Origin of the sequence: Ramlibacter agri (assembly GCF_012927085.1) — a bacterium.
In the GTDB taxonomy this organism is placed as follows: Bacteria; Pseudomonadota; Gammaproteobacteria; order Burkholderiales; family Burkholderiaceae_C; genus Ramlibacter; species Ramlibacter agri.
In genome coordinates this window covers 44493-58460 of record NZ_JABBFX010000002.1, presented here as the reverse complement: position 1 = coordinate 58460, position 13968 = coordinate 44493, and the positions used below count along the sequence as shown (strand labels likewise).

9 protein-coding genes are annotated in these 13968 nt (G+C 69.5%); all 9 read left to right on the top strand.

The window, feature by feature from the left end:
- Positions 1-65: 65 nt before the first annotated feature.
- A complete protein-coding gene (gene scpA, locus HHL11_RS18895) occupies positions 66-2222 on the top strand; it encodes a methylmalonyl-CoA mutase (protein ID WP_169420137.1) in 2157 nt (718 codons plus the stop codon).
- 10 nt (positions 2223-2232) lie between these two features.
- A complete protein-coding gene (meaB, locus tag HHL11_RS18890) occupies positions 2233-3261 on the top strand; it encodes a methylmalonyl Co-A mutase-associated GTPase MeaB (RefSeq protein ID WP_342593245.1) in 1029 nt (342 codons plus the stop codon).
- A complete protein-coding gene (locus HHL11_RS18885) occupies positions 3236-4768 on the top strand; it encodes an acyl-CoA carboxylase subunit beta (protein ID WP_169420135.1) in 1533 nt (510 codons plus the stop codon). The genes meaB and HHL11_RS18885 overlap by 26 nt, the downstream gene beginning before the upstream one ends.
- A 157-nt stretch (positions 4769-4925) precedes the next feature.
- A complete protein-coding gene (locus HHL11_RS18880; protein WP_169420134.1) occupies positions 4926-6974 on the top strand; it encodes an acetyl-CoA carboxylase biotin carboxylase subunit in 2049 nt (682 codons plus the stop codon).
- Positions 6971-7474: a VOC family protein gene (locus HHL11_RS18875; RefSeq protein WP_240980338.1), complete on the top strand. Its 504-nt coding sequence runs from the start codon at positions 6971-6973 to the stop codon at positions 7472-7474. The genes HHL11_RS18880 and HHL11_RS18875 overlap by 4 nt, the downstream gene beginning before the upstream one ends.
- 99 nt (positions 7475-7573) lie before the next feature.
- Complete coding sequence (locus HHL11_RS18870; protein ID WP_169420133.1) at positions 7574-8959, top strand: GAF domain-containing protein; 1386 nt, start codon at positions 7574-7576, stop codon at positions 8957-8959.
- Complete coding sequence (locus HHL11_RS18865; RefSeq protein ID WP_169420132.1) at positions 8960-11110, top strand: PqqD family peptide modification chaperone; 2151 nt, start codon at positions 8960-8962, stop codon at positions 11108-11110.
- Entirely contained in the window at positions 11107-13044 is a 1938-nt protein-coding gene (locus HHL11_RS18860) for a preprotein translocase subunit SecA (protein WP_169420131.1), read from the top strand. Before HHL11_RS18865 ends, HHL11_RS18860 begins: the two co-directional genes overlap by 4 nt.
- Positions 13037-13957, top strand: a complete 921-nt coding sequence (locus HHL11_RS18855) for an efflux RND transporter periplasmic adaptor subunit (RefSeq protein ID WP_169420130.1) — start codon at positions 13037-13039, stop codon at positions 13955-13957. Before HHL11_RS18860 ends, HHL11_RS18855 begins: the two co-directional genes overlap by 8 nt.
- Positions 13958-13968 lie beyond the last annotated feature (11 nt).

Genomic DNA, 13968 nt, shown 5'->3' with positions numbered 1-13968 from the left:
ACTCAGGAATTCTTTATCAATAATTATGAATGATGTAAGATGCCGCCCGGACCACAGGACAGCCCATGAACGCCCGTAACCCTGAATTCAAGACCGCCTCGCTCGCCGATTGGGAGCAGGCCGCTGCCAAGTCCGCCCCCGGCGGCAAGACCGAGGCCCTGAACTGGGTGACGCCGGACGGCATCACGGTGAAGCCGCTGTACACGGCGCAGGACCTGGACGGCCTGGCCCACGCCGACACGCTGCCCGGCTTCGCCCCCTTCCTGCGCGGCCCGCAGGCCACCATGTACGCGGCCCGGCCCTGGACGATCCGCCAGTACGCCGGCTTCTCCACCGCCGAAGAATCCAACGCTTTCTACCGCAAGGGCCTGGCCGGCGGCGCGCAGGGCGTCAGCGTGGCTTTCGACCTGGCCACGCACCGCGGCTACGACAGCGACCACCAGCGCGTGGTGGGCGACGTCGGCAAGGCCGGCGTGGCGATCGATTCCGTCGAGGACATGAAGATCCTCTTCGACGGCATCCCGCTGGACAAGGTGTCGGTGTCCATGACCATGAATGGCGCCGTGCTGCCCGTGCTGGCCGGCTACGTGGTGGCGGCGGAGGAGCAGGGCGTGTCGCAGGACAAGCTGTCGGGGACCATCCAGAACGACATCCTCAAGGAGTTCATGGTCCGCAACACCTACATCTATCCGCCCGAGCCTTCGATGCGGATCGTGGGCGACATCATCGAGTACACGGCGCGCAACATGCCGAAGTTCAACTCGATCTCGATCTCCGGCTACCACATGCAGGAAGCCGGCGCGAACCAGGCGCTGGAGCTGGCCTTCACCCTGGCCGACGGCAAGGAATACGTGAAAACGGCCACGGCCAAGGGCCTGAACGTCGACGAGTTCGCCGGCCGCCTGTCCTTCTTCTGGGCGATCGGGATGAACTTCTATCTCGAGGTCGCCAAGATGCGCGCGGCGCGCCTGCTGTGGTGCCGCATCATGCAGGGCTTCGGCGCCAAGAGCCCCAAGAGCCTGATGCTGCGCACGCACTGCCAGACCTCCGGCTGGTCGCTCACCGAGCAGGACCCGTACAACAACGTCGTGCGCACCACCATCGAGGCGATGGCCGCGGTGTTCGGCGGCACGCAGTCGCTGCATACCAACGCGTTGGACGAAGCCATCGCGCTCCCCACCGAATTCAGCGCCCGCGTCGCCCGCAACACGCAGCTGATCATCCAGGAAGAGACCCACATCACCAGCGTGATCGACCCCTGGGCCGGCAGCTACATGATGGAGAAGCTGACCCAGGACATGGCCGACGCCGCCTGGAAGATCATCGAGGAAGTCGAGGCCATGGGCGGCATGACCCAGGCCGTCGACTCCGGCTGGGCCAAGCTGAAGATCGAGGCCGCGGCGGCCGAGAAGCAGGCCCGCATCGACAGCGGCAAGGACGTCATCGTCGGCGTCAACAAGTACAAGCTGGCCAAGGAGGATCCGGTGGAGATCCTGGAAGTGGACAACGTGAAGGTGCGCGAACAGCAGATCGCCCGCCTGCACAAGATCAAGGCCACGCGCGACGGCGCCAAGGTGCAGGCGGCGCTGGAAGCGCTGACCACCGCGGCGCGCACGGGCCAGGGCAACCTGCTGGACCTGGGCATCCAGGCGGTCCGCCTGCGTGCCACGGTCGGCGAAGTCAGCGATGCCCTGGAAAAAGTCTTCGGGCGCCACCGCGCCGATACGCAAAAGGTGACCGGCGTGTACGCAGCAGCCTATGACTCGGCCGAGGGCTGGGACAAGTTGAAGAACGAGATCTCCGCCTTCGCGGAGGAGCAGGGGCGCCGCCCCCGCGTGATGGTCGCCAAGCTGGGCCAGGACGGCCACGACCGCGGCGCCAAGGTGGTGGCCACGGCCTACGCCGACCTGGGCTTCGACGTCGACATGGGGCCGCTGTTCCAGACCCCGGAGGAGTGCGCCCGCCAGGCGATCGAGAACGACGTGCACGCCGTGGGCATCAGCACGCTGGCGGCGGGCCACAAGACCTTGGTGCCGGCGATCATCGCGGAGCTGGAGAAGCAGGGCGCGGACGACATCATCGTGTTCGTCGGCGGCGTGATCCCGCAGCAGGATTACGAGTACCTGTACAACGCCGGCGTCAAGGGCATCTACGGCCCCGGCACGCCGATCCCGGCCAGCGCGAAGGACGTGCTGGAGCAGATCAAGAAAGCGATCGCATAAATTGAGCGCGGTGTCGGTCGAGGCGATCACAGGCACGGACGGCGCGCGTCAGAGACGCGCCATCGCCAAGGCCATCACCCTGCTGGAGTCCACGCGCGGTGACCACCGGGCGCAGGCCGATGCGCTGTTGACGGAACTGCTTCCCCACACGGGCAAGTCTTTCCGTCTCGGCATCAGCGGCGTGCCTGGCGTGGGCAAGAGCACCTTCATCGAAGCGCTGGGCCTGCACCTGATCGCGCAAGGGCATCGTGTCGCCGTGCTGGCGATCGATCCCTCGTCCACCGTCAGCGGCGGCTCCATCCTGGGCGACAAGACGCGCATGGAGCAGCTGTCGGTGCATCCGCAGGCGTATATCCGGCCCAGCCCTTCCAGCGGCACGCTGGGCGGCGTGGCGGCCAAGACGCGCGAGTCGCTGCTGGTGTGCGAAGCCGCCGGCTACGACATCGTCATCGTCGAGACGGTCGGCGTCGGCCAGAGCGAGACGGCGGTGGCCAACATGACGGACATGTTCGTGCTGCTGCAGCTGCCCAATGCCGGCGACGACCTGCAGGCGATCAAGAAGGGCGTGATGGAGCTGGCCGACCTGGTCGTGATCAACAAGGCCGACCTGGACCCGCATGCGGCGACGCGCGCCCAGGCCCAGATCACCAGCGCGCTGCGCATCCTGGGCCAGCACGGGCATCCGGACCATGCGCACCACGACCAGGCGCTGTGGCACGCGCAGGTGCTGCAGTTGTCCGCGCTGAAAGCGCAGGGGCTGGACAAGTTCTGGGACGCGGTGGCGCAGTTCCGCCAGCTGCAGACCGCCAACGGCAAGCTCGAATCGCGCCGCAAGCACCAGGCGCTGGCCTGGATGTGGGAGCGCATCGAAAGCGGCCTGCGCCAGGCCTTCCGGCAGGACCCCGCGGTGCAGCAGCTGCTGCCGCAACTCATTCATCAAGTGGAGCAAGGCCTGGTTGCCGCCTCGACGGCGGCCCGCCAATTGCTCGGCCTACATTCGAACGGAGAGAAAAATGCAAGACATCCTGGAGCAGCTTGAGCGCAAGCGCGCGGCGGCCCGCCTGGGCGGCGGCGAGCGCCGCATCGACGCCCAGCACAAGAAGGGCAAGCTGACCGCGCGCGAGCGGCTCGAGCTGCTGCTCGACGAAGGCACCTTCGAGGAATGGGACATGTTCGTGGAGCACCGCTCCACGGACTTCGGCATGGCCGACAACAAGATCCCGGGCGACGGCGTCGTCACCGGCTACGGCATGATCAATGGCCGCCTGGTGTTCGTCTTCAGCCAGGACTTCACCGTCTTCGGCGGCGCGCTGTCGGAAGCGCATGCCGAGAAGATCTGCAAGGTGATGGACCAGGCCATGAAGGTCGGCGCGCCGGTGATCGGCCTCAACGACTCGGGCGGCGCCCGCATCCAGGAAGGCGTGGCGTCGCTCGGCGGCTATGCCGACGTGTTCCAGCGCAACGTGATGGCTTCGGGCGTGGTGCCGCAGATCTCCATGATCATGGGCCCCTGCGCCGGCGGCGCGGTGTATTCGCCGGCCATGACCGACTTCATCTTCATGGTGAAGGACAGCAGCTACATGTTCGTGACCGGCCCCGAAGTGGTGAAGACGGTGACGCACGAGGAAGTGACGGCCGAGGAACTGGGCGGCGCGTCCACGCACACCTGCAGGAGCGGCGTGGCCGACCTGGCCTTCGAGAACGACGTCGAGGCGCTGATCATGCTGCGCCGGCTGTACAACTACCTGCCGCTGAACAACCGCGAGAAGCCGCCGCTGCGCCCCAGCAACGATCCGGCCGACCGCATGGACTTCTCGCTCGACACGCTGGTGCCGGACAACGCGAACAAGCCCTACGACATGAAGGAGCTGATCACCAAGACGGTGGACGACGGCGACTTCTTCGAGCTGCAGCCGGACTACGCCAAGAACATCGTCATCGGCTTCGCCCGCATGGAAGGCCAGACGGTGGGCATCGTCGCCAACAACCCGCTGGTGCTGGCGGGCTGCCTGGACATCAAGAGCTCCATCAAAGCGGCGCGCTTCGTGCGCTTCTGCGATGCCTTCAACATCCCGGTCGTGACCTTCGTCGACGTGCCCGGTTTCATGCCCGGCACCTCGCAGGAATACGGCGGCATCATCAAGCACGGCGCCAAGCTGCTGTACGCCTACGCCGAGTGCACCGTGCCGAAGATCACCGTCATCACGCGCAAGGCCTACGGCGGCGCCTATGACGTGATGAGCTCCAAGCACCTGCGCGGCGACGTCAACTTCGCCTGGCCGAACGCCGAAATCGCGGTGATGGGCGCCAAGGGCGCGGTGGAGATCATCTTCCGCGAAGACAAGAACGACCCGGCCAAGCTGGCCGCGCGCGAGGCCGAATACAAGGCGCGCTTCGCGAACCCGTTTGTCGCGGGCGCCCGCGGCTTCATCGACGACGTGATCCTGCCGCACGAAACCCGCAAGCGCATCTGCCGCTCGCTGGTGATGCTGCGCGACAAGAAGCTCGAGAACCCGTGGCGCAAGCACGGGAACATCCCTCTCTGAACAGCCGAAGACGGACTGCCGGACGCAAAAGTCGCAAAAGTACGCAAAGGACGCAAAAGGAAATTCCAAATGAATGAACTTGCATGTTTCCCTTTTGCGTCCTTTGCGAAACCTTTGCGCCCTTTGCGCTCGGAAGTCCGCCTTTAAAGGACAGCACATGTTCACCAAGATCCTCATTGCCAATCGCGGCGAAATTGCCTGCCGCGTGATCCAGACCGCCCGCAAGATGGGCATCAAGACCGTTGCCGTCTATTCGGACGCCGACCGCGACGCGCGCCACGTGGCGCTGGCTGACGAGGCCGTGTTCCTCGGCCCGGCACCCAGCCGCGAGAGCTACCTGGTCGCCGACAAGATCATCGCGGCCTGCAAGCAGACCGGCGCGCAGGCCGTGCACCCGGGCTATGGCTTCCTGTCCGAGAACGAAGGCTTTGCCAAGCGGGTGGAAGAGGAAGGCATCACCTTCATCGGACCCAAGCACTATTCCATCGCGGCCATGGGCGACAAGATCGCCTCCAAGAAGCTGGCGAAGGAAGCCAGGGTCAACACCATCCCCGGCTACAACGACGCCATCGAGACCGCGGAGCAGGCGGTGTCCATCGCCAAGGACATCGGCTACCCGGTGATGATCAAGGCCTCCGCCGGCGGCGGCGGCAAGGGCCTGCGCGTGGCCTTCAACGACCAGGAAGCCTTCGAGGGCTTCACCTCCTGCCGCAACGAGGCCCGCAACAGCTTCGGCGACGACCGGGTCTTCATCGAGAAGTTCGTCGAGGAGCCGCGCCACATCGAGATCCAGGTGCTGGGCGATTCGCAGGGCAGCGTGATCTACCTGAACGAGCGCGAGTGCTCCATCCAGCGCCGCCACCAGAAGGTGATCGAGGAGGCGCCGTCGCCCTTCATCAGCGAAGCCACCCGCAAGGCCATGGGCGAGCAGGCCGTGGCGCTGGCCAAGGCGGTGAAGTACCAGAGCGCCGGCACGGTGGAATTCGTGGTCGGCAAGGACCAGAGCTTCTACTTCCTGGAGATGAACACCCGCCTGCAGGTGGAGCACCCGGTCACCGAATGCATCACCGGCCTGGACCTGGTGGAGCTGATGATCCGCGTGGCGGCCGGCGAGCCGCTTCCGCTGAAGCAGCAGGACGTCAAGCGCAACGGCTGGGCGATCGAATGCCGCATCAACGCGGAAGATCCCTTCCGCAACTTCCTGCCTTCGACCGGCCGGCTGGTGCGCTTCCAGCCGCCCAAGCCCAGCATGTGGGCGAGCGACACCGAGCACCTGTTCGGCGTGCGCGTGGACACCGGCGTAGGCGAGGGCGGCGAGATCCCGATGTTCTACGACTCGATGATCGCCAAGCTGATCGTGCACGGCAAGGACCGCAAGGACGCGATCGCCAGGATGCGCGAAGCGCTGAACGGCTTCGTGATCCGCGGCATCTCGAGCAACATCCCCTTCCAGGCCGCGCTGCTGGCGCACCCGGACTTCCAGGCCGGCGACTTCAACACCGGCTTCATCGCGCAGCACTACGCCGGCGGCTTCAAGGCCGAGGACGTGCCGCACGCCGACCCGGACTTCCTGGTGGCGCTGGCTGCCTACGCCAACCGCCGCGCCCTGCAGCGTTCGGCCGGCATCCAGGGCCAGCTGCGCGGGCACGAGTTCAAGGTGGGCGAGGACTACGTCGTCGTCAAGCTCGATGACGAAGGCAGGCACGCGCAGCAGGCGGCCAAGGTGTCCGACTACGAGGTGCAGTCCGGCTCCAGCGTGGTGGAGACCAACGGCAAGCGCTACGCCATCTGCAGCAACTGGCACCTGGGCGGCGCCCGCATCCGCGGCACCGCGGACGGCAAGGCCTTCACCGCGCAGGTGGAGCGCGGCGCCGGCAAGAACCCGCTGGCCATCCGCATCGTCCACAACGGCTCGCGCCTGGACGCAATGGTGCTGACCCCGCGCACGGCCGAACTGCATGCGCTGATGCCTTTCAAGGCGCCGCCGGACATGAGCAAGTTCCTGCTCTCGCCGATGCCGGGCCTGCTGGTGCAGGTGGCCGTGCAACCGGGCCAGAAGGTGCAGGCCGGCGAGCGCCTGGCCGTCATCGAGGCCATGAAGATGGAGAACGTGCTGTTCGCCTCGGCGGACGGCGTGGTTGCCAAGGTGATGGCGGGCACGGGCGAATCGCTGGCGGTGGACCAGCCGATCGTGGAGTTCGAATGATGGCCACGCGTCCGTTCAAGGTGCTGGGCATCCAGCAGATCGCCATCGGCGGGCCCGACAAGCTGAAACTGCAGAAGCTCTGGGTCGACCTGTTCGGCCTGGAGGTCACGGGCACTTTCAGGAGCGAGCGCGAGAACGTCGACGAGGACATCTGCGCGCTGGGCACCGGGCCGTTCAAGGTCGAAGTGGACCTGATGCAGCCGCTGGACCCGGAGAAGAAGCCGGCGGTGCACGCCACGCCGCTGAACCACGTCGGCCTGTGGATCGACGACCTGCCGAAGGCGGTGGAATGGCTCTCGGCCAACGGCCTGCGCTTCGCGCCGGGCGGCATCCGCCGCGGCGCGGCCGGTTTCGACATCTGCTTCGTCCATCCCAAGGGCAACGAGGAGTTCCCGGTGGGCGGCGAGGGCGTGCTGATCGAACTGGTGCAGGCGCCGCCGGAAGTGGTGCAGGCCTTCGCGGCCCTGGCCGGCCAACCGGGCTCAAGCCCGACGAACTGACGTCCGCACGCGACAGGCGGCGCCCTGCGTCCGCCAGGCGCGGCATTTTGTCCTTCCGGGTTAAGGCAGCCACCGGGGACAATGACGGCTGAGCTATCCATGGACAAGGCCCCGCCGCCCCTTCTCGCTGCTGTCGCCGTCGCGACCGCAACCGCTTCCGAGGCTGTCCTGCGCTGCCAGGCCGCCCTGCTGGCGCGGCCGCGCCTGGCCGAGGCCGCCACCGCGCTGGCGGTGGAACTGGCTGAAATCCTGAAATGCCGGCGCGTCAGCGTCGCCCTGCTCGAAGGCGAGCGGCTGCGCATCGCCGGCAGCTCGCAGGCCAACGCGCTCGATACCCGCCACGATGCCGCGGCCGCCGTGCTGGCGGCCATGCACGAGGCGCTGGACCAGGGCCAGAGCGTTCCCTGGCCGCCGCTGGCCACGCATCCGCCGGTGTCGCTGGCGCAGCGCGAACTGGCCGCGGGCGGCAGCGCCTGCAGCATCCCGCTGGTGGCCGACCGCAAGCGCGCCGGAGCGCTGGCGCTGGAGCGCGATGGCGATCCTTTCACTCCCGGCGAATTGGCGCTGGCGGAAGACGTGGCGAGCTTCGCTGCGCCGCTGCTCGCGCTGCAGCAGCTGGCGGCCTCGCCCTGGCACAAGCGCAGCGCGCGCTGGCTGCGCGAGCGCCTGGCCACGCCTTCGCGCAAGCGCAGCGCCTGGGCCGCGGGCCTGGTTGCAGTCGCCGTGCTGCTGGCCGTCCCCTTTCCCTGGCGGGTGAGCGCGCCGGCGCGGCTGGAAGGCTCGGTGCAGCGCGCCGTGGCCGCCGCCACCGACGGTTTCCTGCAGCAGGCCAACGTGCGTCCCGGCGACCTGGTGAAGGCCGGCCAGGTGCTGGCGCAGCTTTCCTCGCAGGACCTGGAGCTGGAACGCAAGCGGCGCGAAAGCGAGCTGCGCCAGAACGAGAACGCCTATCGCGCCGCCGAGGCCCGCAGCGACCGCACGCAGATGGTGATCAACCAGGCCAAGGCGGCGGAGACGCAGGCGATGCTGTCGCTGGCCGAAACGCAGCTGGAACGCAGCCAGCTGGTGGCGCCCTTCGACGGCGTCGTGATCAAGGGCGACCTGTCGCAGAACCTGGGCGCCCCGGTGCAGAAGGGCGAGGTGCTGATGGTGCTTTCGCCCAGCGCCAGCTTCCGCCTGATCGTGGAGGTGGACGAGGCCGACATCGCCGCCGTCCAGCCTGGCCAGCAAGGCCAGCTGGCGCTGGCGGCGCGGCCGGAACAGCCGATCCGCTTCGTCACGCGCCGCATCGTGCCGGTGGCGACCGCCGCCGATGGCCGCAACTACTTCGAGGTGGAAGGCACGCCGCTGGACGCGCAGACGGACCTGCGACCGGGCCTGAGCGGCGTGGCGAAGATCGAGGTCGGCCAGCAGTCGCTGGGCTGGCTGCTGTTCCACCGCGCCGCCGCCTGGCTGCGGCTGGCGGTCTGGACCGTCGCTCTCTAGATGACGCAGCCGCTGGTCAGCGGGTCCTGGTACCGGGTCGCGCCGCTCAAGCCCAGTCTCGCCGCGGGCATCCGCATCGTGCGGCAGGTGGTGCGCGACCAGGTCTGGCACGTGCTGGTCGAACCGGGCTCGGGCCGGCAATTGCGCCTGAATCCCGCGGCCTACGCCTTTGCCGGACGATGTGACGGTCGCAGCACTGTCGGCGAGCTGTGGCAGGCCTTGCTGGAAAGCCTGGGCGACCAGGCGCCGACGCAGGACGAGGTGCTGCGGCTGCTGGCGCAGCTCTCGCGCGCCGGCATGCTGCAGTTCGACAGCGCGCCCAACCTCTCACTGCTGTTCGCCCGCCGCAACGAGGACGAGGAGCGCAGCCGCCGCGCCTTCATCAACCCGCTGGCGCTGCGCACGCGCCTGTTCGACCCGACCCGGCTGCTGGATGCGCTGCTGCCTTTCGTCATGCGTTTCGCACGCTGGCCACTGGCGCTGGCGTGGATCGCCGCCGTGCTGCTCGGCGCGCTGGCAGCGGCCGTGAACTTCCCGGTGCTCAAGGCCGATGCGCTGCGCGTGATGGCGACGCCTTCGAGCTGGGGCATCGCCTGGCTGGCTTACCCGATCGTCAAGGCGCTGCACGAACTGGGGCACGCCCTGGCGGTGCGGCGCTTCGGCGGCGCCGTGCGCGAAGTGGGCGTGTCGCTGATGTTCCTGACGCCCGCGCCCTATGTGGATGCCAGCGCCGCCAACGCCTTTCCCAGCGCGCGCCAGCGCGCCATCGTCAGCGCCGCCGGCATCGCGGTGGAACTGGCGCTGGCCGCGCTGGCCCTGTTCGCCTGGACCTGGCTGGCGCCGGGCCTGGCGCGCGACGCGGCCTTGGTGGTGGTCTTGATCTGCTCGGTCTCCACGCTCCTTTTCAACGCCAACCCGCTGCTGCGGCTGGATGGCTACCACCTGCTGGCCGACCTGCTGCAGCTGCCCAACCTGGCGCTGCGCAGCCAGGCCTGGTGGGCGACGCAGTGGCGGCGCTTGCTGGGCGCCGGTGACGCGCTGCCGCCCGGCACGCTGTCGGCGGGTGAGGGCAAGTGGCTGGCGCTGTATGCCCCGGCCTCGCTGCTGTATCGCATCGGCCTGCTGGCCGGGCTGGTGTTCTGGATCGGCCGCCAGTCCTGGCTGCTCGGATGGGTGGCGGCGCTGGCCTTCGTGGCGCTGGCGGTGGCGGGCGTGTTGCGCGGGTTGCTGCGCTCGGCGTCGAGCGCGCCCGACCTGCGCGCGCGCCGGCGCGGACTGCTGGCTGCGGGCAGCTTCGCGGTGGCGGTGTTCGTGCTGGCCTTCGTGGTGCCGGCGCCGAGCAGCGTGGTCGCACGCGGCGTCGTCTGGCCGCCGGAGCGGGCGCAGCTGCGGCCGGAGGCGGCGGGCTTCGTCGAAAGCGCTTCGGTGCGCGATGGCAGCGCGGTGGAGCCCGGGCAGGTGGTGCTCTCGCTGTCGGACCCGGCGCTGGTGGCCGTTCGCGACAAGGCGGCCGGCGAGCAGCCTGGCCTCTACGCGCAGCAATACCAGGCGCTGCTGCAGGACCCTTCCAAGGCCGCGGACCTCAATGCGCAGATCGAGCGCAACCAGGCGGAGCTGGCGCGGGCCGAGCAGCAGCTGGCCAACCTGGAGCTGCGCTCGCAGGCCGGTGGCCGCGCCGTCTGGCCGCGCGAAGGCGACCTGCCGGGTCGCTACGCGAAGCGCGGCGAGATGCTGGGCTACGTGCTGCAGCCCGGCGCCGCGCAGGTGCGCCTGGTGCTGCGCGACGAGGACTTGCTGCGCGTGCGCGGTCGCGTGCAATCGATCGAGGTGCGGCTGGCCGAAGCGCCCGGTGAAGTGCACGCGGCAAAGCTCCAGAGCGAGACTCCGGCCGCGACCCGCCAGCTTCCCAGCGCGGCGCTGGGCGACCGCGAGGGCGGCCCGGTGGCGATCGACCCGGCCGACAAGGACGGCCTGCGCAGCCAGCAGCCGGTCTTCCTGTGGGATGTGGCCGTGCCGGGCATCGCCGGCGAGCGCATCGGCAGCCGCGCTTGGGTCAAGCTGCAGCTGCCGCCCGAGCCGCTGGGCCTGCAGGCCGTGCGGGTCCTGCGCCAGATGCTGGTGCGGCAGTTCAGCCCCACCGGTCAGGCATGACGGCCGCAGCGCTCGCCTGGCCCGCGCCCGGGGTCCTGTGGGGCGAATACCCGCAGCAGGAGGCCAAGAAGCCCGGCGAGTCGCGCAGCCGGCGCCGCCTGAGCCGCCGCGCCCTCGAACGCTTCGCCGACACCGTGGCCGCCGCGCTGCCGCCCGACCACGGCGGGCTGACGCAGCGCCTGGCGGCACTCCCCGCGCTCGCGCGCGACCCGCAGGCCTGGATGGTGGAAGCGATGGTGCTGGCGGCAACGGCGCTGACCCAGGAACTGGGCTACCCGCCACATCGCCAGCAGCTGCTGGCAGCGCGCGTGCTGCTGGACGAACGCCTCGCGGAAATGAACACGGGCGAGGGCAAGACCGCCGCCATCGCGCTGGCCGCGGCGGTCGCCGCGCTGAGCCGCACGCCGGTACACGTGGTCACCGCCAACGACTATCTCGCGCAGCGCGATGCCGAGCGGCTGCAGCGCTTCTACTGGCGCCTCGGCCTGCGCGTGGCTTTCGTGACGCAGCCGATGGAAGCGGCGCGCCGCCGCCAGGCCTATGGCGCCGACGTCACCTACTGCACGGCCAAGGAACTGGCCTTCGACTACCTGCGTGACAGCCTGGGCCGGGCCGCCGGCCTGGCGCCGCTGGAGCAACGCGCCCGCCGCCTGGCCGGTGCGCAGGGCGCGGGCGAGGCTCCGGTATTGCGCGGCCTGTGCATGGCGATCCTCGACGAAGCGGACACGGTGCTGGTCGACGAGGCCCGCATGCCGCTGGTGCTGGCCCAGGCCGAAGGCTCCGAGGTCGAAGCGGCCTTCTACGCGGGCGCGCTGCGCACCGCGCAGCAGCTCGCGCCCGGCACCGACTACGAGCGCCGCAACGACGGCCGCCGCTTCGAACTGACCGCCGCCGGCCGCCAGCGCCTGGCGCCGTGGCCGCTCGCGGCGCACGCGCTGTTCGGCCACCGCGCGCATCGCGAAGCGGCGGTCGAACTCGCCCTGGTGGCCTTGCTGGTGCTGCGGCCCGAGCACGAGTACATCGTGCGCGATGGCGAGGTCACCCTCATCGACGAGACCACCGGCCGTCCCGCGGCCGGCCGCGCCTGGTCGGGCGGCTTGCACCAGCTGGTGGAGCTGAAGGAAGGCGTGGCCGCCACCCGGCGCAACGGCACGCTCACGCAGATCACCTTCCAGCGCTTCTTCCCGCGCTACCTGCGGCTGGCGGGCGCCAGCGGCACGCTGCGCGAAGCGCGCGGCGAATTGCGCCAGGTCTACGGCCTGGACCTGGTGGTGATCCCGCCGCGCGTGCCTTCGCGCCTGAAGCAGCTGCCGCTGGAGTTGTGGCCGGACAGCCCGCAGCTGTGGGAACGCGTGGCCGACGAGGCCGCGCGGGTGGCGGGCACGGGCCGCGCCGTCCTGATCGGCACCGAGAGCGTGGCGCAATCGGAGACGCTGTCCGAAGTGCTCGGGCGGCACGGGCTCGCACACCGTGTGCTGAACGCGCGCCAGGACCGCGACGAGGCCGAATTGATTGCGGCGGCAGGCGGCCATGGCCGGATCACGGTCGCCACCAGCATGGCGGGCCGCGGCACGGACATCGTCTGCGACGCGCTGGTGCTGGCCCGCGGCGGGCTGCACGTCATCCTCTGCCAACTGAACGCATCCGCGCGCATCGACCGCCAGTTCGTCGGCCGGGCGGGGCGCCAGGGCCAGCCCGGGAGCGTGCAGCGGCTGCTGGCGGCGGATTTCCCGCTGCTGGTGCGCTGGTGGCCGGCCCGCTGGCTGCGCTGGCTGGCGCACGCCGGGCGGCCGCGGGCGTTGGCAAACGTCACGCTTTGGCTCGCCCAGCGGCGCGAGTCCTTTACCCATCGTTACGATCGTGTGAAACTCAGCCATGTCGCGGCCTCCGAGGACCGCGACCTGACGTTCAGCCGACAGGTGCTGCATGAATAAACAAAGTCGTTGGGGCCTGGTTGCGTCGTTGTTGATCCCGCTGGGCCTCCAGGCTGCCCAGCCCCTGGGTTGCCTGATCGAGCCGTACCGGGTGTCCGAAGTGGGCAGCCCGGTCATCGGCGTGATCGAAACCACCCTGGCCGAGCGCGGTGCGCGCGTGACGGCCGGCCAGCCGCTGGCCACCTTGCGCGCCGACGTCGAACGCTCGTCGGTCGCCGTCGCCGCCAGCAAGGCCCAGGCCGTCGGCGAGCTGCAGGCGGCGGAGGCCAACGCGGTGCTGGCCCGCCAGAAGCTGGCGCGCGCCAAGGACCTGGCCGACCAGCAGTTCATCTCCAGCCAGGCGCTGGAACAGGCGCGGGCCGAGGCGGACGTCGCCGAGAACCGCCTCGCGCAGGCGCGCGAGCAGCGCACGGTGCTGATGCGCGAGCACGACCTGGCGCAGGCGCAGCTGGGCCTGCGCACGATCCGCAGCCCGATCACCGGGGTCATCGTCGACCGCTATCTCTCGGCCGGCGAGCGGGTGGAGGAGAAGCCGATCTTCCGCGTCGCCATGGTCAACCCGCTGCGGGTGGAAGTGGTGCTGCCGGCTTCCTTCTACAGCGCCGTGCGCGAAGGCCAGAGCTTCACCGTCACCCCCGATTTCCCTGGCACCGCGCCGCGCGTGGCCAAGGTGGCGCTGGTCGACAAGGTGATCGACGGCGCGAGCAACACCTTCCGCGTGCGGCTGGAGCTGCCCAACCCCAACCTGGAATTGCCGGCCGGCCTGCGCTGCAAGGCCGACATGGGCGCCGCCGTCGAGGCGCCGGCGCCAATCAAGCCGGTGCCGCGGCCCGGCGGGCGTGCCACCAACGACGCCTCCTTGCTGTTGCAGATGGCGCCGGTGCTGGTGAAGTCGCCCAGCCTGAGGCCCTGAAGGGAGCGGGC